17 protein-coding genes are annotated in these 20661 nt (G+C 57.1%); 5 read left to right on the top strand and 12 right to left on the bottom strand.

From position 1 onward, the window contains the following. Nucleotides 1–42 precede the first annotated feature (42 nt). Entirely contained in the window at nucleotides 43–912 is an 870-nt protein-coding gene (gene motA, locus AC2FI8_RS03840; protein ID WP_496777241.1) for a flagellar motor stator protein MotA, read from the top strand. Beyond that, a complete protein-coding gene (locus AC2FI8_RS03835) occupies nucleotides 909–3047 on the top strand; it encodes a hypothetical protein (RefSeq protein WP_496777239.1) in 2139 nt (712 codons plus the stop codon). Before motA ends, AC2FI8_RS03835 begins: the two co-directional genes overlap by 4 nt. Nucleotides 3048–3134: 87 nt before the next feature. Here AC2FI8_RS03835 and AC2FI8_RS03830 read toward each other — a convergent pair whose 3' ends face one another. The 3 genes from AC2FI8_RS03830 to betB form a co-directional block, all read right to left on the bottom strand. Continuing rightward, entirely contained in the window at nucleotides 3135–4478 is a 1344-nt protein-coding gene (locus AC2FI8_RS03830) for an MmgE/PrpD family protein (protein ID WP_496777236.1), read from the bottom strand. After that, on the bottom strand, nucleotides 4475–6919 hold the full coding sequence (locus tag AC2FI8_RS03825) for a GcvT family protein (RefSeq protein ID WP_496777234.1): 2445 nt from the start codon (nucleotides 6917–6919) through the stop codon (nucleotides 4475–4477). The genes AC2FI8_RS03830 and AC2FI8_RS03825 overlap by 4 nt, the downstream gene beginning before the upstream one ends. 129 nt (nucleotides 6920–7048) lie before the next feature. After that, the gene (betB, locus tag AC2FI8_RS03820; RefSeq protein ID WP_496777233.1) at nucleotides 7049–8503 is read right to left on the bottom strand and encodes a betaine-aldehyde dehydrogenase; all 1455 of its coding nucleotides are present in this window, start codon (nucleotides 8501–8503) and stop codon (nucleotides 7049–7051) included. A 164-nt stretch (nucleotides 8504–8667) separates the two neighbouring features. Here betB and AC2FI8_RS03815 point away from each other — a divergent pair, with 164 nt between their 5' ends. Further along, nucleotides 8668–8997, top strand: coding sequence for a hypothetical protein (locus AC2FI8_RS03815; RefSeq protein WP_496777231.1), 330 nt, complete (start codon nucleotides 8668–8670; stop codon nucleotides 8995–8997). A 7-nt stretch (nucleotides 8998–9004) separates the two neighbouring features. Here the strand turns inward: AC2FI8_RS03815 and AC2FI8_RS03810 are convergent, their stop codons facing one another. Together AC2FI8_RS03810 and trhO are read right to left on the bottom strand one after the other, a co-directional pair. Further along, the gene (locus AC2FI8_RS03810; RefSeq protein ID WP_058275022.1) at nucleotides 9005–9505 is read right to left on the bottom strand and encodes a potassium channel family protein; all 501 of its coding nucleotides are present in this window, start codon (nucleotides 9503–9505) and stop codon (nucleotides 9005–9007) included. Nucleotides 9506–9581: 76 nt separating this feature from the next. Continuing rightward, the gene (gene trhO / locus AC2FI8_RS03805; RefSeq protein ID WP_496726423.1) at nucleotides 9582–10487 is read right to left on the bottom strand and encodes an oxygen-dependent tRNA uridine(34) hydroxylase TrhO; all 906 of its coding nucleotides are present in this window, start codon (nucleotides 10485–10487) and stop codon (nucleotides 9582–9584) included. A gap of 96 nt (nucleotides 10488–10583) precedes the next feature. Between trhO and pncA the strand changes: the two genes are divergently transcribed. Next, on the top strand, nucleotides 10584–11177 hold the full coding sequence (gene pncA, locus AC2FI8_RS03800; protein ID WP_496726424.1) for a bifunctional nicotinamidase/pyrazinamidase: 594 nt from the start codon (nucleotides 10584–10586) through the stop codon (nucleotides 11175–11177). Here pncA and AC2FI8_RS03795 read toward each other — a convergent pair. Next, nucleotides 11174–11698 (bottom strand): hypothetical protein, encoded by a 525-nt coding sequence (locus AC2FI8_RS03795; protein ID WP_496777230.1) that lies wholly within the window; start codon nucleotides 11696–11698, stop codon nucleotides 11174–11176. The genes pncA and AC2FI8_RS03795 overlap by 4 nt on opposite strands. A 165-nt stretch (nucleotides 11699–11863) precedes the next feature. On the opposite strand from AC2FI8_RS03795, the gene pncB reads away from it, so the two are divergent. Next, nucleotides 11864–13156, top strand: coding sequence for a nicotinate phosphoribosyltransferase (gene pncB, locus AC2FI8_RS03790; RefSeq protein ID WP_496777229.1), 1293 nt, complete (start codon nucleotides 11864–11866; stop codon nucleotides 13154–13156). Between the two features lie 3 nt (nucleotides 13157–13159). Here pncB and AC2FI8_RS03785 read toward each other — a convergent pair whose 3' ends face one another. The 6 genes from AC2FI8_RS03785 to AC2FI8_RS03760 are packed head-to-tail and all read right to left on the bottom strand — an operon-like array spanning nucleotide 13160 to nucleotide 20659. After that, nucleotides 13160–14611 (bottom strand): aldehyde dehydrogenase family protein, encoded by a 1452-nt coding sequence (locus tag AC2FI8_RS03785; protein ID WP_496777227.1) that lies wholly within the window; start codon nucleotides 14609–14611, stop codon nucleotides 13160–13162. A 34-nt stretch (nucleotides 14612–14645) separates the two neighbouring features. Then, a complete protein-coding gene (locus AC2FI8_RS03780) occupies nucleotides 14646–16244 on the bottom strand; it encodes an ABC transporter ATP-binding protein (protein WP_496777225.1) in 1599 nt (532 codons plus the stop codon). After that, nucleotides 16241–17056, bottom strand: coding sequence for an ABC transporter permease (locus AC2FI8_RS03775; RefSeq protein WP_496777223.1), 816 nt, complete (start codon nucleotides 17054–17056; stop codon nucleotides 16241–16243). The genes AC2FI8_RS03780 and AC2FI8_RS03775 overlap by 4 nt, the downstream gene beginning before the upstream one ends. Next, a complete protein-coding gene (locus AC2FI8_RS03770) occupies nucleotides 17053–18000 on the bottom strand; it encodes an ABC transporter permease (protein WP_496777221.1) in 948 nt (315 codons plus the stop codon). The genes AC2FI8_RS03775 and AC2FI8_RS03770 overlap by 4 nt, the downstream gene beginning before the upstream one ends. Nucleotides 18001–18040: 40 nt before the next feature. Next, nucleotides 18041–19111, bottom strand: coding sequence for a ligand-gated ion channel (locus AC2FI8_RS03765; protein WP_496735071.1), 1071 nt, complete (start codon nucleotides 19109–19111; stop codon nucleotides 18041–18043). A 60-nt stretch (nucleotides 19112–19171) separates the two neighbouring features. After that, nucleotides 19172–20659: an ABC transporter substrate-binding protein gene (locus AC2FI8_RS03760; protein WP_496777219.1), complete on the bottom strand. Its 1488-nt coding sequence runs from the start codon at nucleotides 20657–20659 to the stop codon at nucleotides 19172–19174. Nucleotides 20660–20661: the final 2 nt, after the last annotated feature.

Genomic DNA, 20661 nt, shown 5'->3' with positions numbered 1-20661 from the left:
CATGTACTTTACCCCCACATCTGACATTGCAGGAGACCGCCCATGATCGGAATCATCGGAATCGTCGTCATTTTCGCCATGGTGTTTGGCGGATATCTTGCCGCCGGGGGCAAGATGACGATCATTATGAAATCGCTCCCTTTCGAGATGATGATGATCGGCGGCGCGGCCGTTGGCGCATTCATGATCAGCAACGACTTGAGCGCGGTCAAACATACGATCAAGGACATGGGTAAAGTTTTTAAAGGCCCGAAATGGAAACCCGAAGACTACCGCGATCTGCTGTGCCTTTTGTTTTCTCTGATTCGCATCGCCAAGGCCAATCCGGTCGAAGTGGAACAGCACATCGAAGACCCTGGGAACTCAACCCTGTTCTCGGCCTATCCGAAGATTCAAAAGGACAAGGAAGCTGTCGATCTGATCTGCGACACCATGCGATCCGCGTCGATGAATTACGACGATCCACATCAAGTTGAAGAAGTGCTGGAAAAACGGATGGAGACCAATTTTCACCACGCCATGCATTCCAGCCACGCGCTGCAAACCGTCGCCGATGGTTTGCCCGCACTTGGGATCGTGGCCGCCGTTTTGGGCGTAATCAAGACGATGGGGTCCATTGACCAACCACCCGAAGTGCTGGGTAAACTGATCGGTGGCGCTTTGGTCGGGACATTCCTGGGCGTGTTTCTGGCCTATGGGCTGGTTGGCCCGTTCGCGGGCAAGCTGAAAGCGGTGGTCGAAGAGGACAACCATTTTTATCAGCTGATCAAAGAGGTTCTGGTCGCCAACCTGCACAACCATAACGCAGCCATGTGCATTGAAGTTGGCCGCCAGAACACGCCGACACATAACCGACCCGGATTTTCTGAGCTGGAAGATGCGTTGAAGGAACTCAAACAGGCAGCGGCATGATCCGGACAGTTTTTCTTGCTTTGGCGCTAACCGCCGCGGCAGCGCAGGTTCAAGCACAAAATGTGCAGGTACGCTCGGGCGAACATGATGGGTATACGCGACTGGTCGCACAGGTTCCACCGGGCACTAAATGGATGCTGTCGCACAAGAAAAATGGTGCGCGTCTAAGTGTCCAACTGGAAAAGGTAAACTTCGACACAGCAGCCGTTTTCCAGCGTTTGACGCAAAACCGCTTGGCCGCGATCTCTCAGTTCGAACCGGGCGCGGCACTTGATATGCAATTTGGCTGCGACTGTGTTGCCAATGCCTTTCTGTTCAAGGGCACGATGATCGTGGTGGATATTGCACCAGGCTCGGCGCCACCCACAATCAGCACTGACTTACCGTCGCCTGTTTTGCCCAAAGCGTCCAAAGAGAAAGACCCGTTGGTTGCGCAAAATCTGCAGAGTCTCGAATTGCCACTGCTAAGCCTGAACGCAAAACGATTTGAAGAACAGCTCTCTACCCTGCTACTGCGCGGTTCTGACCGGGAAGTCGTTGATTTGAGGCTTGCTCCAGTCGGACCAAGGCTGTCGGTCCCCAAGAACGATCCCTTTAGCCCCTCAGATCTTAATGCGAATATTCATGTGACATCCGTTCTGGACGGCTTGAATGAACTTTTAGGGCCATCCCTGCCGCAGCTTGAACAACGCCCACCCTGCATCTCAAGCGCTGAGCTTGGGTTTGACCGTTGGTCTGGGGCAACTCCCTTTCCGGAACAGGTGGCTTCGTTGCGCGCCGCCTTGTTCAAAGAATTCGATCATCTCGACGAAGATGAAACGCTGAAGCTGGCGCAGCTATACGCCAATTTCGGGTTCGGCGCAGAGGCTCTTCGGACGCTTGAATTGCTTGGGCGGCATGCGCCGGACACAGATCGGGTTGCCGCCATAGCCCGGTACCTTGATGGCGCACAGCCGTCCCATCCGAACCCGTTTACCAGTCTTCAGCGGTGTGAAAGCGACGCCGCGCTTTGGGCTCTTTTGATCGAAGGAGTGCTGCAGGAAGAGGCCCATTTGCAATCGATCGAACAGTCTTTTGCGCGCTTGCCCGCCCATCTGCGCCGTCATGTTGGGCCGACATTGGCGGAAATTCTGACACATGCTGGGAAACTTGAACCAGCAAGGCGCGTGTTGCGCGCGGTCGACCGCGTTGCGACTGAGGACAGCGCCGATACGTCCCAAGCCAAGGCCAAGGTCGCGGCTGCCGAAGGCGACGGCCCGAAGTCAGAAGCTCTGTTGAACGAGATCATCGCCGCGTCGAGTGCAGAGTTGGAGGCACCGATTGCGCTTACGCGACTGGTCGACAAGCGATGGTCGGAACGTGGGGCAATATCTCCGCAAGAACTTGATCTTGCGGCCTCTTACGTCGTGGAGTTTCGCCGGTCTGAAATCGGGCCGCGCATGCTGCAAACACAGATCGTTGCGTTAAGCTTAAGCCATGAGTTCGACATGGCGATGGATCTGCTGAGCGCCCAAGATACACAGGCCAATGCCATCGAAACGTTGAACCGCGTCGCCCAAATCCTGACCGAACGCGCCGACGACGCGACATTCCTTAGACGGGTCGTTACCCTGACACCCGAGCAGAAACTGGCGCTAGTCACAGATACAAGCGTGGCGATGGCCGAGCGTTTGGTCACCCTTGGTTTTGCGGACGCGGCGCTGGAGTTGGCCAGCCGGCCACAGGACAAGGTCCGACGCGCAGAAAGGGCACGGTTACGCGCGCGCGCTGCCTTACTGCAACGCCGACCACATCAAGCGATGTTGGAGCTGGCCGACGATCCATCAGACGCGGCCCAGCTTTTGCGAGGGCAAGCATTGCAGATGACGGACGATTACGTGGCAGCTGGTCAGCTTTTGCGGGCTGTGGGTGCAGACGAAAAAGCCGATCGGTTCTTTTGGTTGGCCGATCATCCGGAAACGGTCGAGCCCGAACGCGACACAAAGTTCCTCGCAGTTCAGCAAACAACGCAGCTCCTGTCCGTTCCGCCAACACGAATGCAGGATAAACCTTTAGCTGACGCGAAGGGCTTGTTGGATGACAGCGCAAAAACACGCCAGCACATTCTGGATTTGCTTGCGAAGGTGGACCAATAGCGGATCAGGTCGCCGCCACCTGCATTCACGGTTTGTCTTTCAATAGGTGCCCGCTGAGCGTCGCCCCGCAGCCCGCATCGGCCACTTTTACGGATCAAAGACCAACGGCATCAGGTCCGACAATCTGGATGTAGGCTCGACCCAACCCAATATGGCCGCGCGGATCGCGTCCGCGCGGTCTGAACCGACAATTGGCGCGGCAAACTCGGTGTACTTGGCGATCACATCTCCGCTGCTGAGCGGGGCCTCCGGCCCTCCGCGCGCGTGAGTGTCGCCGGATTCGAACACAAGCCCATCGGTCGATTTCAAGGTGACATCGGCCCACCGCCCCTGCGGGAAGCGTGCACTGTGGCGCGCATCTTCCAGAACGTGAATACGCGACACCAACTCTGCCACCGCCGGATCAGACAGACCCGCACCCGAGATATGTTCGACCCCTATCCGGCCATGGATCGCCTGAACCGCCACAGCAAAAGGCAGAGAATATTGGGCCTGAGACGTGGTATCAGGCATCCCGCCATACAGGCAGGCCGCTTCTTGAAAACTGTTGATATGGATGGATCGGATCTGGTCGTGGGCTAGGTCATTCTCCATCATCACAGCCCGAACGCCATCAATTGCCGCATGAGCCCAGCGACAAATCGGATAAGGTTTTACGTATTGGTGTTCGACCTGCCAGAACTGACCCAAATCATCCCAAAACGACGCAACATCAGCATCTTCGATTGTGATGGCCGGGGCGCCCTTGAAACCACGTTCAGCCAGGATCGCAGATGATATGCCAACCATCGCGCCCCAACCCGATCCGTCATGCAGCATCGTCGGATTTGCAATCTCGCGCATCATCTGACTTCGAGGTCCGTGGTATTCTGCTATTCCCAACGCTTGTCGAAATTGCTCTGGCGTGTACCCGCGCATGCGCGCGGCCATGGCCACCACACCCAGTGCGTTCCACGCGCCGGACGTGTGATAATCGCTGACCGATGCGTGCAGCGACAGCCCCGCACGCCCCGCAATTTCATATCCTGTGACGACAGCAGCCAGGGCTTCGGGGCCGGACAAATCAGGGCAATGCGCACCAAGTGAAACCAACGCAGGCAGGACGACGACACCGATATGCCCCTTAGTCGGGTTGTAGCCGTCATGCCCGTCCAAATTGTCGGTTTGTGTGGCTGCTGCGTAGGCAGCGCCCGCCATGCTGACGAGGCGACCATCAAACATCATCGGAACGCTGAGTGCCGCATCAGTGCTTGCGTAGAGTAGCGCCGCAGTATCGCGGGCGATCACGCCGGCCTCCATCGGGCCGGAGGCGATCAGGATGCCCATTGTGTCCAGCATCATCAGGGCGGCGGCCTCTTTCGCGCTGTCAGGCATCTCGTGCGCTGAAAGGTTCAGGGCAAAATCCGTAACCCGATCAAGCGTGCCGGTCATTTGGCTGCCTCCATCACCTTGGGTTGGACATCGCGCAGCCGAAGACCCGATGGATCAAAGGGTGGTTCGGCCAAAACTATGGCTTTGTGCGGTTTGCCGAGGATGAAGATTTCCACCATTTCCCCCGGCTGTACGACCGCCGGATTCGCATAGCCGATGGCCAGGGACTTGCCGACTGAATAGCCATAGGCGCCTGACGTCACACGTCCGACCGGTGCGCCATCTGGTGTAAAGATAGGTTCGCCACCGGACGCGTCGGCATCCGTCGCCTCGACCTCAAAAATCGACAGAACCTCGCGCGCGGCGTTGTCCTTGATCTGCAGATAGGCGTCTTTGTGCAGGAAGTCCTTGTCCAGCTTGATCAGACCCGCCAGCCCGACTTCCTGCGGCCAGTATTCCTGAGAATACTCGCGGCCCCACGAGCCATAGCCCTTCTCGATCCGCAGTGACCCCAACGCGCGGCCGCCCACTGGACCACCGTCGCACTCCTTCGCAGCCTCAAGAAGTGCGGAATAGAGCCTGATTTGATCTACTTCCGCGCAGTGCAACTCCCACCCCAGATCGCCGGTAAAGCTGACGCGGATGGCAAGGCAGGTGACGCCCGCCACCTCGATCGTTTGTGAGCGCATAAAACGGAACGCTTCGTTCGACAGGTCGGCATTTGTCAGTCGTTGCAACAGGTCACGCGACTTGGGACCCGCTACATTGAAACCCGCGATGCGATCTGTTGCCACTTCGAGTGTTGTGCCGTCGGGCAGGGCGACCATGTTGAAGAACCGCTGATGATAGCGCTCGGCCATACCCGAGCCGATCATCATGTATTCGTCCTCGGCCACCTTGGTGATGGTGAAATCCCCGGCAACGCCGCCCCGGACTGAGATCAGCGGTGTCAGGCACGACCGCTCAATCTCGGTCGGCACCCTATTCGCGACCAAACGGTCCAGCCACTCATAGGCACCCGAGCCCTTAATGACGTAGTTGGCAAAGTTCGAGATGTCGATCACACCGACATTCTCGCGCAGCACTCTGACCTCTCGCCCGACCGATTCCCACCAGTTCTGGCGCGTGAACCCGTTTGTCTCGGTGGTGCTGGGCTGATCCGCGAACCAGAGCGGGTGTTCCCAGCCGCAGTTCAGACCAAAGACGCAGCCCATGTCCTTTTGCATCTCATACGCCGGGCGCACGCGGGCCGGGCGGCCAGCGCTGCGTTCCTCGTTCGGGAAATGGATGGCGAAACGGTGAGTATACTGGTCCTCAACCCGCGCCTTGGTGAATTTCTTGTCCGCCCAGTCGCCAAACCGGGCGAGATCCCAGGCGAACATGTCGTATTGAGGCTCACCCTCGATCATCCATTGCGCCGCCAGCAAACCCAAACCACCCGACTGCGAAAAGCCCGGGATCAGACCACCGCAGAGGAAATAATTCTTCAACTCGGGAACCGGACCCCACAGGGCGGAACTGTCCGGTGACCAGATCATTGGGCCGTTGATCACCCGTTTCACGCCAGCCGTCGCTGCCGCAGGCACGCGTTCGGTTGCACGGATCACATTCTCCATAATCCGGTCCAGGTCGTCGGGGAACAGATCATGGGCGAAGTCCAACGGCGTGCCCTCTTCGGCCCAGAACTTCATATCCTTTTCATAGGCCCCGATCAGCAGCCCGTTGCCTTCCTGTCGGAAGTAGTACTCACCGTCCCGATCGGCGATCGACGGTAAACGGCGACCCAGGTTGGCAACCTCATCAATGGAATCGGTTACGAAATATTGGTGTTCGGTCGGTTGCAGCGGCAGGTTCAAACCCGCCAATGCCGCTACTTCGCGGCCCCAAAGACCTGCGGCATTCACAACCCATTGCGTATGGATATCGCCCTTTTCGGTACGCACGATCCATGACCCATCTGGCTGCTGATCAGTGCCTAACACGGGGCAAAACCGCTCAATCGTTGCACCCATGGCGCGTGCGCCTGCGGCATATGCGTGCGGCACACCGGATGGATCCACGTTGCCACCATCGGGTTCAAACATAATGCAGCGGATATCGTCGAACCGCGCCAGCGGGTGAAGCTCCATCGCTTGTTCGCGGCTGACTTCGTAGAAATTCAGGCCATAGAACCGGGCTTTTGCTTCTTGCAGGCGCAACTGATGTTCGCGGTTTTCGGTCTGAGCCAGATACAGGGAACCGGGCTGAAAAACGCCGCAGCTCTGGCCCGTTTCCTGCTCCAGCTCTTTATACAGGTTCATTGTATAATGCTGGATGCGGGTGATGTTGTTGTTGTCATGCAACCCGTGGATATTGGCCGCTGCGTGCCAGGTTGATCCGCTGGTCAGTTCATCCCGTTCAAGCAGGACAACGTCCCGCCAACCCAGTTTGGCCAAATGGTACAGGATTGAACAGCCAGCCAATCCTCCGCCGATGACTACGGCCTGTGCATGCGTTTTCATGAACTTGATCTCCCACCGACGGAACCGAGAACGGCACCCTTTGGAGGAAGTCAGCCACATGTCTTATGTGGCTTATGCTCTGTTCCCGACGCGAAATGTCGGGAACAGAGCTTGAATGGCCGGTTTTGATTAGTAAGGCGCTTCGACGTCGTTCATCGAAACGTAGACTGTCTTCATTTCACTGAAGTGATTGATCGCCAGTTTCGAGTTTTCGCGCCCGACACCTGACATTTTAGATCCGCCAAATGGGGCCTCGACCGGAGCCAGATTATAGGTGTTGATATAGCAGGTGCCGGCCTCGAACCCGGCGACGATGCGATGCGCACGGGTCAGGTCGTTGGTGAAGACACCGGCTGCCAATCCAAACTCGGTGTCGTTGGCGCGGGCAATGACCTCTTCTTCGGTGTCAAAGTCCAGCACGGACATCACCGGGCCAAAGATTTCTTCGCGCGCGATGGCCATATCGTCCGTCACATCCGCAAACACAGTGGGCTGCATGTAGAAGCCGTCACCGTCCATCCGCTCACCGCCAAATACCAGACGTGCACCTTCGGCTTTGCCCTTTTCAACATAGCTCAGCGCGATGTTCATCTGGTTTTCACTGACCATCGGGCCAAAGTTGACGTCCTCATCCAGCGGATCACCGATTTTTGCAGTCGCCAAACGTTCAGAGAGTCGCTTGAGGAATGCCTCTTTGACGCCTTTCTGCACAAAGACACGGGTGCCGTTCGAACAGACCTGACCCGAAGAATAGAAGTTGCCCAGGATCGCACCGGACACGGCGTTTTCAATATCCGCGTCATCGAACACAATCATCGGGGACTTTCCACCCAGCTCCATCGTCACATGCTTCATGCCGTCGGCGGCCGCGGCATAGACCTTGCGACCGGTCGGCACGGACCCGGTTAGCGAAACCTTGGCCACGCGCGGATCCGTCACAAGCGATGCGCCAACATCGCCATAGCCCTGAACCACGTTATAGACGCCCTTAGGCGCGCCCGCCTCGATCAAGATCTCGGCCACCTGCAGCGCCGACAGGGGCGTGGTCTCGGACGGTTTGAAGACCATCGTGTTGCCACAGGCCAGTGCCGGGGCCCCTTTCCAGCAAGCGATCTGGGTCGGGTAGTTCCATGCGCCGATACCGACGCAAACGCCCAGCGCCTCGCGGATGGTGTAGACAAAGTCTCCGCCGCCCAGCGGGATATGCTCACCCGTCAGTGACGCAGCCAGCCCCCCAAAGTACTCCAGCGCGTCCGCACCTGATGTGGCGTCGGCCACCAGGGTTTCCTGCAAGGGTTTACCGGTGTCGTGGGTTTCGAGGATCGAAAGCGCGCGATTGCGGTCACGCATGATGTCAGATGCCCGTCTCAGGATGCGCCCACGCTCGGTCCCGGACATTGCCGCCCACTCTGCCTGAGCGTTTTTAGCACTTGTTAGAGCCTGATCAACAATATCCGACGTGGCAGAATGCAGCCGGGCGATGATTTCACCGGTGGCCGGGTAGATCACGTCTATCGGGGTTCCGCCGGTATCTTCGACATATGCGCCGTTGATAAAATGGCTCGCCTTTGGCTGGAATTTCATGCCGATTTCCTTCTCAGAAGTCCTTTCCTTCGCGTCTATATTTTATTGATTGGTCAGTCAATAAAAGTGAATCACGGCGGACTCCCGCTGATGTGAATCGGCCCCCTCTTGAATAAAAAGCTTAATGTTCCATTTATGTTCTACATAGTCAGAGGAACAATCCGATGTCTTACCACGCCCGCAACCCGGCCATGGATGGCCCATCGAACGACTATCACCTGTTGCCCGTCACAGACCGGCAAATGCGATACGCTCGTGCAATTGCCCAGCAGTCAGCCTTGGAAATCCCGGTCGAGGCACAACGGGATCGCAAGTCGATGTTTGCCTGGATTTCGGCGCACAAGCCAGCCGATCCATCGCCCTTTGCGGACTATCCAACCGGTAAGCAGGTTGCCTTTGCCGAACGCATTTCCCGTAGCAAGCACAGGCCTATCCCGTCCGAGTGTTTCCGCGACAAACAGATGATGTCCCGCTGGATTGATCAGAACAAATGATGGCCGTCTAATGTTTATGGTGGCGGGTATAGAGCGCAACCGTAGCAGCAACAAACATACCCAAGAGGATGTAGCCGGTAACAGCCTCAGCGACGGCCAGCCCGCGACATAAACCTGTTGGGATCATGTCGCCATATCCCACAGTGGTGAAGGTGACGTATGAAAAATACAGAAAATCAGCTGGAGCATCTGCACCCACCACGCAATTGTCGGCGTAGCCGAACGCGCCATACGCCGCCGCGAACAAGAACGGCACGACCTGAATGAAGGACACACCCATCAGAAACAAGCGTCGATGCGGCAGTTTCACCTGTGTCATGTAGTACCAAGATTGCGATGCGACCCAAACCACCAGGCAGACCGACACAATAGTACCGATGGTTTCGCCTGCGGCCGCCTCACTCAGGCGCGACAGACCATACCACGCAAAAAAACTGGCAATAACCAGTCCGACCGCTGCGATAAGCGTCGATTTCCACTCTTCCAGTGTTGTAGGTTCGCGGTGCATAAAACCTCCGATGACCTAGGTTTTTCCGCGATCATCAGGGTTCCGGCCTGTACCCGCAACCCAAATCATTCGCCTGTCATTCAGCGCCCAGATGCTCTTGCCCGCGCTGACGCGACAACAGGATCTGTTTCTGACGTTCCCTGAAACGCGTCTTGTCCGCATCCGAAGTCTCATTGATGCACCGATGGCAGGACACGCCGTGCTCGTATTCCGCGCGCTTCATATCCTCTGGCAGAATCGGGCGGCGGCAGCCGTGGCACAGGTTGTGTGGTCCTTCGACCAACCCATGTCCGACCGAGACGCGATTATCGAAAACAAAGCACTCACCCTGCCAGCTGCTGTCCTCGGCGGGCATCTCTTCGAGATACCGCAGGATGCCGCCTTTCAGGTGGTACACATCCTCCACCCCCTGCCCCAACAGGTAGTTGGTGGATTTCTCACAACGGATGCCGCCGGTGCAGAACATGGCAACCCGCTTGTTGTGAAAGCGGTCTTTGTTTTCTTCCCACCAGGCCGGGAAATCACGAAAACTGGCTGTTTCAGGGTCTATTGCGCCCTCAAAAGTACCAATCGCCACTTCGTAATCGTTGCGAGTGTCGATCACGACCACGTCGTCAGAGCGGATCAGATCATTCCAGTCTTCAGGCTCGACATAATTGCCGACGCGGGCACGCGGATCGACGTCCGGCTGGCCCATGGTCACGATCTCTTTTTTCAGACGCACCTTCATTTTGCCAAAGGGCGGGTGATCGGATGTGGCCTCTTTCCACTCAAGATCCGCACAACCGGGCAAAGCCTTGATATGGGCCAGCACCGCATCGATCCCGCCACGCGGGCCTGCGATGGTTCCGTTGATCCCTTCGGCAGCCAGCAACAAGGTGCCCTTGACTGACTGCGCGCGACAAAGGTCCAGCAGAGGGTCGCGCAGGGACACGTGATCCGAAAAACGGGTGAAGTGATAGAGAGCAGCGATCGTATACATGCGCGCGGTCTAAACCCGCTGGGCCAGAGTCGCAAGGGACCGGATTGACGCCCCCCGCCCAGCCCCCTACCGATAGGGCAATGTGAGGAGACCCTGATGACCCATGCCCTGATTGTAGTTGACGTTCAGAACGATTTTTGCCCCGGTGGTGCGCTGGCTGTGCCTGGAGGTGACGAGATCGTGGCCCACATCAACGCTATGATGGCTGAGTTTGACACCGTGATCCTGACACAGGACTGGCACCCTGAGGGGCATTCGTCCTTTGCTAGCGGACATGACGGCAAGTCCCCATTTGAAACAACCGACATGCATTACGGGCCTCAAGTCTTGTGGCCAGATCACTGTGTGCAGGGCACCGAAGGTGCGGAATTCCACCCGGACCTGAAGACCCATGCCGATCTTGTCATTCGCAAGGGCTTTCGACGCGGTATCGACAGCTATTCCGCATTTTTTGAGAACGACCAAAAGACACCGACCGGTTTAGAAGGTTACTTGAAATCACGCGGGATCACCAAACTGACCCTAGTTGGGCTTGCCACAGATTTCTGTGTTCATTTTTCAGCTGTTGACGCTGCCCGCTTGGGATTTGATGTCACCGTGCGCATGGACGCATGTCGGGCGATCGACATGGATGGATCATTGGCAGCCGCCAAGGCCGCGATGCGTGACGCCGGTGTTGCGCTGATCTAAGGCGTAGCGCCTTTTTCGGCAAGATACCTGAGCACTGCGAACAAGATCACCGCCAGTCCCAATGCAACGCCAATTCGTCCGGGCAATGTGCGGCGCTCGGGCGTTGCGGGTGATTTGTAGCGCGGGTTCGGCGTCCAATTCTCGACTTTTGGGCGCTGATCGTTGCGCGGTTTGGCCGTTTTGACATTGTCCAAAAAGCGATGAAAATCGAACTCACCGCAATATTCGCCACTGATGCCAAGTTCCCGAATATTCGTGAACAACGCGCGCAAAATCCGCTCGCGTTCGGCTACATCCCGTGGAGGGTAATACCCGTGCATCATGTCGCTGTCAGTCGAATCCAGATCGAACCCGGCTTCCTGAAAAATCAAACGAATCTTAGGTGACGCCGATCTGAGCGCGTCAGCCGTTTTCACATGACGGAATCGCGCGCGTGTGGCGCACTGGTCCAATTGCTCGGAACCGGTTTCCTCATCCGCTTGTTCGTTAACAACGATGTCAAAATCGTACTCGAGAACCATTCACCAAATTAACCTCGTTCAACCATCCCTTTCTTTTCACTAAACTGTGAAAAGAACACACAATATGCTCGCAATGTGACCTGACCTTGTCATTGTCATCATTCCAGCGACTCTTGCCATTCCACGCACTGATTGATCTAACAACGGAAATCGCAGGAGTTCCCCATGGTCGATATTGCAACACGCGTGTACAATCATAAATGGAAGATTGACCCGATTGTACGGTCTTTGATCGACACGGACTTCTACAAACTGCTGATGTGCCAGTCAGTGTTTCGAAATAAGCCCCAAACGGATGTGGCTTTTTCCCTGATCAACCGGTCGAATCACATCCCATTGGCCAAACTTATCGATGAAGGCGAACTGCGCGAGCAATTGGATCATATTCGATCGCTTAGCCTCAGCCGGGGCGAAAGCACGTGGCTGCGGGGCAATACATTCTATGGCAAACGCCAGATGTTCCGTTCGGATTTCATGGAATGGTTCGAAAACATGCGCCTGCCGCCCTATCACCTGGAACGGAAGGGCGATCAGTACGAGCTGACATTTGAGGGCAAATGGCACGAGGTCATGCTGTGGGAAATCCCAGCGCTTGCGGTTCTGATGGAACTGCGCTCGCGCGCGGTGCTGAACAACATGCGGCGGTTTGAGCTGCAAGTGCTATATGCCCAGGCCATGACCCGCGTTTGGAAGAAGATCGAACAACTGCGGGATATTGACGGGCTTGGGATCGCTGACTTCGGAACCCGGCGTCGACACAGCTTTCTTTGGCAGGACTGGTGCGTGCAGGCCATGATCGAGGGTCTGGGACCGTCCTTTACTGGTACATCTAACTGTCTGATCGCGATGCGGCGCGAAGTTGAGGCCATCGGCACCAACGCGCACGAACTGCCGATGGTCTACAGTGCCCTTGCCAAAGACGATGCCGAACTGGCGCAAGCGCCTTATGACGTGCTGAGCGACTGGCACGACGAACATGACGGCAATCTGCGCATCATTCTGCCGGACACCTATGGCACGCAGGGCTTTCTGGATCGCGCGCCCGATTGGCTGGCCGGATGGACCGGCATTCGCATCGACAGCGGTGATCCCGCAACAGGCGCGGAAACCGCTATCAAGTGGTGGCAGTCTCGAGGAGAAGACCCCCTGGAAAAGCGTGTGATTTTCTCGGATGGTCTGGATGTCGACAAAATTCGGGAACTGCACACTCAATTCGCCCACAGAACCAAAGTCTCGTTCGGGTGGGGCACTTTGCTGACCAACGACTTCCGCGGACTCGTGCCAAACGACGCGTTGGCGCCGTTCTCACTGGTCTGCAAGGCTGTGTCCGCCAATAGCCAGCCGACCGTGAAACTGTCGGACAACCCGGAAAAGGCGATGGGACCGAAGGATCAGATCGAACGCTACAAACGAGTGTTCGGCTTAGGCGCGCAAGAGGCAATCGAGGTGATCGTTTAGGCTCTAACCATGGCACGCCGCGACCGTTTTCAACTGTGAAAAGCCATAAAGGGCCTCGAACCCTTTCTCGCGGCCGTGTCCGGATTTTCCGACACCACCAAAGGGCAGCTCTACGCCACCACCCGCACCGTAGTTGTTGATGAACACCTGACCGGAGCGAAGTTGCTTTGCCAGCCGCATCTGTCGTGCCCCGTCGCGGGTCCAGATGCTCGCAACCAACCCGTATTCGGTGATGTTGGCGATCTTTACCGCGTCTTCCTCAGTGTCGAATGGGATCAGCACCTGAACCGGGCCGAAAATCTCATCCTTGGCCAGACCGTGATCGGGCGGAACGTCCGCAAACAGCGTCGGCACAACATAGGCCCCCTCAGACGGGGCACCGTCTACAATCCGACCTTGCCCTGCGACAGTCAGGTCTGCGCCCCTGGCCAGAAAGCCCGACACGATCTCTTTTTGACGGCCCGATATTAGCGGGCCAACGCGCAGATCATCCTGCGCGGGACCAACGGTCAAATATGCATAAGCCGCTGCCATGCGTTGCTTGACCTGATCATAAACCCCGCGCTGTACCAAAATACGTGACGAGGCAGAGCAGGTTTGTCCGGCATTCTGAACCCCCGCATTGACCAAAAACGGCAGGGCAGCATCCAGGTCAGCATCGTCAAACACCAGTTGAGGTGATTTCCCCCCAAGCTCCAGCGTCACAGGAACCACGTTTTGCCCCGCTGCCTGCTGCACCAGCGCCCCAGTGGCAACTGACCCAGTGAACGAGACATGGTGCACGCCCGGATGGCCCGCCAAACTCGCCCCCGCCTCGGCCCCCAACCCGGGTACGACGTTCAGGGCACCGGCGGGCAAACCGGCCTCTTGCGCCAGATGCGCAAAGGCCAGCGCGGTCAGGCAAGCTTCTTCCGCAGGTTTCAGAACGCAGGCATTGCCCATCGCCAGCGCAGCCCCAACCGACCGCCCGATGATCTGCATCGGATAGTTCCACGGCACGATATGCCCCGTCACGCCGTGCGGTTCCCGTAAAGTATAGACGGTGTAGCCATCCAGATACGGGATGGTCTCGCCCATGACCTTGTCCGCAGCCCCACCATAGAATTCGCAATACCGTGCCAACGCAACCGCATCCGCCCGTGCCTGCGTCAGGGGCTTGCCGACATCCTTGGCCTCTAGCGTGGCCAGGTCTTCAACACGCTCCAAAACCATCCTTCCCATACGCGTAAGGATACGGCCCCGTTCCAGCGCGGTCTTTCGTCCCCAATCCCCGTCAATCGCAGTCTGAGCAGCCTTGACCGCAGCATCAACATCATGCGCGCCACCCCTTGCGATCTGGCAGATCTCTGAGCCGTCAGAAGGATTGATCAAAGGCAATGTTTGTTCGGAGGTTGGCGGCACCCAATTGCCGCCGATCAGACACAAGCTTGGATCAAACCAAAGGGGGCTGGACATGAGATACTCCTATATTCGGCTCTAATATGTGGTTTTATGCCACATCCCGACCAATGTCTGGCAACACTGGCGCGGCATTAATCAGGTCTTTTGTGTATTGATGTTGTGGGTCAGAGAAGACACTTTCGGTATCGCCTTCTTCGACGATCTTTCCAGCCTGCATCACCATCACGCGGTCAGTGATGGTGCGTACGACGCTCAGATCATGGCTGATGAACAGATAAGTCAGATCATAGGCCTCACATAGTTCGGCCAACAGGTCGAGGATCTGGGCCCGGACCGACACATCAAGGGCCGAAACAGCCTCGTCAAACAAGATCAGTTCCGGCCGGATGATCAAGGCACGGGCGATGGCGATGCGCTGTCTCTGACCGCCCGAGAATTCATGGATATACTTACCAGCGTCATCCGGGCTGAGACCCACCGCTGTCAACATTTCAGCGATCCGGTCCTGCCTCTCGGACCCCATTACAGGAGCATCGAGCAGATGGAACGGTTCAGTGATCAGCCGGGCCACGCGGTGACGTGGATTGAAGCTACCATAGGGGTCCTGAAAGACCACCTGCATCTTGCGCCGCACGGCGAGGTTGGGTTTGTGACCCGAAAAGACAGGCTGGCCATCCAGACGAATGTCACCACCTTGAACATCCTCTAGGCCAAGAATTGCCTTTGTTAGGGTCGATTTTCCACAGCCAGACTCGCCGACCAGGCCCAGACGTTCCCCGCTATTGAGCGTAAAGCTGACATGGTCCACCGCCCTGTGGTGCCCCGGTGTATCAAACAGCCCCTTGCGGGGCAGACGATAGTCGCGAATGACGTTTGTCACTTCAAGCAAAGGGCGGGATTGTGCCGGCTCAGGCAGGGATACTTGATGCCCCGAAGCCTCGAACAGCATACGGGTATATGGGTGCTGCATGTGGTGTAGCAGGTGGTCAGTGGCCCCGGATTCGACCACATCGCCATGGCGCATGACGACGATTTGATCGGCCATATCCGCCACCACGGCAAGGTCATGAGTGATCATCAACAGCCCCATGTCGTATTCGGTCACCAATCCCTTCAGAAGCTCGAGGATTTGCGCCTGCGTCGTCACGTCCAAAGCTGTAGTCGGTTCATCCGCGATCAACAGTTTAGGGCGCAGCGCAATCGCCATCGCAATCACGACGCGCTGACGCTGGCCCCCGGACAGTTCGTGCGGAAAGCGGGACAATGGGAAACGATTTGGCGGCAGGCCCACACGGGTCAGAACTTCCTCCGCCCGGTCTCGCGCCTGTCTGGGCGGCATGGCCTTGTGGATCAGGATGGTCTCCATCACTTGATCGCCGATGGTTTTGACTGGGTTCAGTGCGGTCATAGGTTCTTGGAACACCATACCGATCGCAGCACCGCGCAGGGCACACATATCGTTTTCGTCGCAGTCCAACAGATCTGAGCCGTTCAGCCGGATGACCCCGGTCGTCTTGGCCCCGTCCGGCAAAAGCTGCATCACCGCGAGCGCGGTCATCGATTTGCCCGACCCGCTCTCCCCGGTCACGGCCACGATCTGACCGGGCGCAATGGACAGATTGACCTGTTTCAGGATGTCCGTGCAGTGAATGGACAGCGACAGGTTTTCGATCTCAAGCAAACTCATGTGCGCGCCACCCTGATCCGGGGGTCCAGCCAATCGCGCAACCCATCACCCAATAGGTTCAACCCAAGCACCGTAACAATGATCGCCAAACCGGGAATCAGAGCCAAATGCGGGGCGAAACTGACCATTGTCTGCGCATCAGCCAGCATCCGGCCCCAACTTGGCGTTGGCGGTTGCGCGCCCAGACCGACATAGGACAGGCCAGCCTCAGCCAGAATGCCCAGAGAAAACTGGATGGTGCCCTGAACGATCAGAAGGTTGGCGACGTTAGGCAGGATATGCTCGGCCGATATCCGTGCCGCACCTTTGCCCGAAACGCGCGCGGCCAGGATGAACTCCCTCTCCCACAGTGAAAGCGCCGCGCCGCGAGTGATGCGTGCAAAAACCGGGATGTTGAAAATGCCAATGGCGATGATCGCATTTATCGCGCCAGCACCAAACACAGCAGTGATCAGGATGGCGATGACCAGAGACGGGAAGGCAAAGACCAGATCGTTGCCGCGCATGATCAGCTCGTCCAGCCACGACCCTTTGCGCGCAGCCGCTGTCAGGCCCAAAGGCACGCCCAGCGCCATGCCAATCCCCACCGCCACCAAAGCCACGGCAATCGAGGTACGGGCACCGACCATGATCATCGAAAACATGTCACGTCCGAAATGATCCGTGCCAAACCAATGCTGCGCGTTGGGAGGCTGCAGTTTGTCGGGGATGTTCAGCGCAGTGTAGTCATAGGGCGTCCAGACAAATGAAATCGCCGCCGCCAACAGCACCAGCGAGGACAGACAAGCCCCAAGGATCAGGCTCCGGCTCATGTCCGGCTCCTTAACCTTGGATCAACGGCGGCATAGGCCAGATCGACCAGAAAGTTCACGGTGATGACGGCAAAAACCAGCAGCATCACCACGGATTCCACAACGATCAGATCGCGGGCCGAGATTGCCTGAAACACCAATCGTCCAAGACCCGGCAGGTAGAACACCTGTTCGATGATGATGGAACCCGCCAGAAGGAAGGAAAACTGTAACCCGATGATTGTCAGAACCGGGATCAGCGCATTGCGCACCCCATGCCGCCACAACGCCTGACGACGCGAAAGCCCTTTGGCGCGCGCGGTACGCAAGAAGTCCTCACCCAGAATATCCAACAACGACGACCGCATGACTCGCGCCAGAATGGCCGCCTGCGGCAGGGCCAGCGCGATTGCGGGCAGCGTCAGTGAATGCATTCCGGTCCAGAACCCCATATCCCAGCCTGCGAACCCTCCGGCATTGAACCAGCGCAGGTTGATGGCGAATATCAGAACCAGCATCATGGCGAACCAGAAATTCGGCACTGCAATGCCCAGCTGTGTTGCCCCCATTACCGTCAGATCGCCCGGTCTTCCCCGGCGCGCGGCAGCATAGATGCCTACCGGAAACGCAATCGCGGTGGACAGAGTTAGCGCATACAGCGCCAAGGGCATCGAGACCCACAGCCGATCCGCGATCATCTGCGAAACGGGTGTGCGATAGGTGTAAGAGGTTCCGAAATCCCCCACCATTATCCCGCCAACCCAATTGAAATACCGCTGCAGCTTGGAAACGTCCAAACCCAATTCGGCCCGCAGAGCGGCAAGCGTATCCTCTTGCGCATTGACGCCCAGCATGAATGACGCAGGATCGCCGGGCGCCACCTCAATCACGGCAAATATGACCACCGAGGCGACGGCGAGGCTGATCACCAGCGATATCAGTCGTTTGAGGGCATAGCGAAGCATCGAGGCCACGTTAGGGGTGCGCGCCTTCCCGGTCCAGCACCTATGGAACCAGAAGATAGGCAAAAACTGCATAGCCAACGATTGCGGCGTAACCCAGCGGGTAAATCCACTTGATGGCGTAGTTATCCAACTTGCGCGCCCCGGATTCGCGACCCGAGACTTTGAGCCTGCGCAAGGCGACATTGAACACAATCAAAGCCCCGGTCATCAGGAACATGCATTGCAGAACGAAATCCAGAAATGTCAGGTATCCAAGCTTTGGCAAATCAGCAGAAATCGCCCAGTTGAAAGCTACGAATACCAGCAAGTTTCCTCCGGCAATTTCGATCCTTTTGCGGTATTCATCAAGAAAGAACAGTGCCCAGCCAACCGAGATCAGCACCAGCATCGGCAGAAACACCCGAATGACATAGTAGGTCAGATGCCGGTGGCCTTCGAAGATCAGCGCAACCTGATCGCTGTCCTGACCGGAAAGGCCCGTGACCTGAGAGGTTTCAAGCCGTGCATTGTCCAGAATCCACTCTTCTTCGCCCAGCAGGTCACCAAGGCCCGAGAACTCGTTCATCGGATGATAGGACACATATTGGGATGGAAAGATCGAAACGACCTCGAAATGAAACTCCTGTGTGTCGAAAGGGTATTTCCGAAAATCGAAATGTGGGGCCTGTAATGTCAGCGAGGATTTCTCGACATACAACACCCGCCCGTCATATCGCAGAGAGGCGGCGGCTTCGTGAATCCACTTGTTGGATTGTTGGTTGTGAATGACGAATGCTGGTACCACCGTCCCGATCTCAGCGGCATGATCGGCCAGCGCCGGGGGGTTGAAAACCCGGAAATCGCGCCCCAGCTCTTGCCGGTCAAAAGCCAACGCAGGGTCGGTCCACTCAACACGCAGCACAACCACGGCACCGTAGTTTTCGGCCTTCTGGTCAACGCTGGTGATCTGATCGATTCGAATACCGATGCCAACATCCAGCGGGTTCTCTGGCGTCCCGATAGGTGTATCCAACCGACTGTCCAGAATGTTCTGCGCCACAACCGGTTCCACAGTCGTTGCCGCCAGGGCAACGGTCACAAAAACCAGAAACAGGACACGAAACAAAATCATCCTTGGCTCACTCGACAACATTAAATGCAAGGGCCGTGAACCAGCGGCCCCTGCCTTGAGTCACTCGGACCAGCTGATCTGCGTCAGATCAATTGCGGCCGTGGGCGCGTTTTCCCACAGGCCCTGAACTCCGGCTTTGGCCACGCCCAGCTTGGCCAGTTGAAACAGGTACCCGTTGACGTAGTCGTCTGCGATCAGGCGCTGTGCCTCACCCAGCAGACGGGTGCGTTCTTCGGGGTCTGTCGTCGAATTCAGCGTGTCCATCAGTGCCTGGAAATCGGTACTGTCATATTGGAAGTAATAGTCAGGACGCGCATAGATCCCGATATCCATAGGCTCGGTATGACTGACGATGGTTAGACCAAAGTCCTTGCCTTTAAACACCGATTCCAACCACTGAGCCCATTCAACGTTGACGATATTGGCGGTGATCCCGACCTCGGCCAACTGAGCGGCGACGATTTCGCCCCCGCGTCGGGCATAGGATGGGGGCGGCAGGTGCAGCGTCGTTTCAAACCCTTCCGCATACCCTGCATCGGCCAACATCTTGGCGGCCTTCTTCGGGTCGTAGGCCGAGTTCCCGGTCAGATCGACATAAGCCGGATTGTGCGGCGCGAAATGGGTGCCGATGGGCGTACCGTAGCCAAACATTGCTCCGTCGATGATCGCCTGACGGTCAATCGCGTGGGCCAATGCCTGACGCACTTGGATATCATCGAAGGGTGGCATCTTGTTATTGGTGGACAGGATGGTTTCCCCTTCAGTCGAACCGACAAGCACCTGAAAGCGCGGATCAGCCTCAAATTGCGGCAGGTTTTCTGGCGCAGGGAAATTGTCGAACACGTCGATATCCTCGGCCATCATGGCCGCAAAAGCCGCTGTCGGGTCCGAAATGAACTTGAACGTAGCAGTCTCTAACGCAGGCTGATCGCCCCAATAGTCTGGGTTGCGATTCAGGGTGATACTGTCGCCCTGCACCCATTCACCAAAGGTAAAAGCGCCGGTTCCGACGGGGTTGGTCTTGATGCCCTCGATGCTTTCGGGCGCGACAATAACCGCATCACCCCAGGCCAGGTTGAACAGGAAATTCCCGTTCGGCTCAGACAGGGTCACCTTGACGGTCAGCGGGTCGATCACCTCGATATTTTCGATGCCGGCAAACAGGGCTTTTTGCGCATTTGCGCTATCCTCGGATCGGGCGCGGTCCAGGCTGAACTTGACGTCCTCGGCATCCATCGTGGTGCCGTCGTGGAAGGTAACCCCATCGTGCAGTTTGAAGGTATAGACCTTGGCATCTTCCGAGATTTCCCAACTTTCAGCCAGACCAGGAACCACCGATCCGTCACCCATAAACCGGGTCAGGCCTTCGAAGATATTGGTGTAAACCACCGAATCGATAGCCTGTGCTGCGGCACTGGTCGGGTCCAGATGCGGCGGCTCTAGTTGCAACGCTATGGTAATGTCGGATTTAGCGAAAACCTGTGTACCAAACAGGCTGGCGCTAACCGCCAGCACCGAAGCAAAGGACCGAAATGTCTGCTTTGTCATGT

This window comes from Ruegeria sp. CDSB029, from assembly GCF_059611125.1.
The sequence above is the reverse complement of the archived record's forward strand: the minus strand, read 5'-3'. Positions and strand labels throughout refer to the sequence as shown.

Bases quoted from the DNA above. Each gene is read 5' to 3' on its own strand.
- AC2FI8_RS03795 (WP_496777230.1), bottom strand. From the start codon at position 11,698: ATGGTTCTCGAGTACGATTTTGACATCGTTGTTAACGAACAAGCGGAT.
- AC2FI8_RS03825 (WP_496777234.1), bottom strand. From the start codon at position 6,919: ATGAAAACGCATGCACAGGCCGTAGTCATCGGCGGAGGATTGGCTGGC.
- trhO (WP_496726423.1), bottom strand. From the start codon at position 10,487: ATGTATACGATCGCTGCTCTCTATCACTTCACCCGTTTTTCGGATCAC.
- AC2FI8_RS03815 (WP_496777231.1), top strand. From the start codon at position 8,668: ATGTCTTACCACGCCCGCAACCCGGCCATGGATGGCCCATCGAACGAC.
- pncB (WP_496777229.1), top strand. From the start codon at position 11,864: ATGGTCGATATTGCAACACGCGTGTACAATCATAAATGGAAGATTGAC.
- AC2FI8_RS03770 (WP_496777221.1), bottom strand. From the start codon at position 18,000: ATGCTTCGCTATGCCCTCAAACGACTGATATCGCTGGTGATCAGCCTC.
- AC2FI8_RS03830 (WP_496777236.1), bottom strand. From the start codon at position 4,478: ATGACCGGCACGCTTGATCGGGTTACGGATTTTGCCCTGAACCTTTCA.
- AC2FI8_RS03785 (WP_496777227.1), bottom strand. From the start codon at position 14,611: ATGTCCAGCCCCCTTTGGTTTGATCCAAGCTTGTGTCTGATCGGCGGC.
- AC2FI8_RS03765 (WP_496735071.1), bottom strand. From the start codon at position 19,111: ATGATTTTGTTTCGTGTCCTGTTTCTGGTTTTTGTGACCGTTGCCCTG.
- AC2FI8_RS03760 (WP_496777219.1), bottom strand. From the start codon at position 20,659: ATGACAAAGCAGACATTTCGGTCCTTTGCTTCGGTGCTGGCGGTTAGC.
- AC2FI8_RS03835 (WP_496777239.1), top strand. From the start codon at position 909: ATGATCCGGACAGTTTTTCTTGCTTTGGCGCTAACCGCCGCGGCAGCG.
- betB (WP_496777233.1), bottom strand. From the start codon at position 8,503: ATGAAATTCCAGCCAAAGGCGAGCCATTTTATCAACGGCGCATATGTC.
- AC2FI8_RS03810 (WP_058275022.1), bottom strand. From the start codon at position 9,505: ATGCACCGCGAACCTACAACACTGGAAGAGTGGAAATCGACGCTTATC.
- motA (WP_496777241.1), top strand. From the start codon at position 43: ATGATCGGAATCATCGGAATCGTCGTCATTTTCGCCATGGTGTTTGGC.
- AC2FI8_RS03780 (WP_496777225.1), bottom strand. From the start codon at position 16,244: ATGAGTTTGCTTGAGATCGAAAACCTGTCGCTGTCCATTCACTGCACG.
- AC2FI8_RS03775 (WP_496777223.1), bottom strand. From the start codon at position 17,056: ATGAGCCGGAGCCTGATCCTTGGGGCTTGTCTGTCCTCGCTGGTGCTG.
- pncA (WP_496726424.1), top strand. From the start codon at position 10,584: ATGACCCATGCCCTGATTGTAGTTGACGTTCAGAACGATTTTTGCCCC.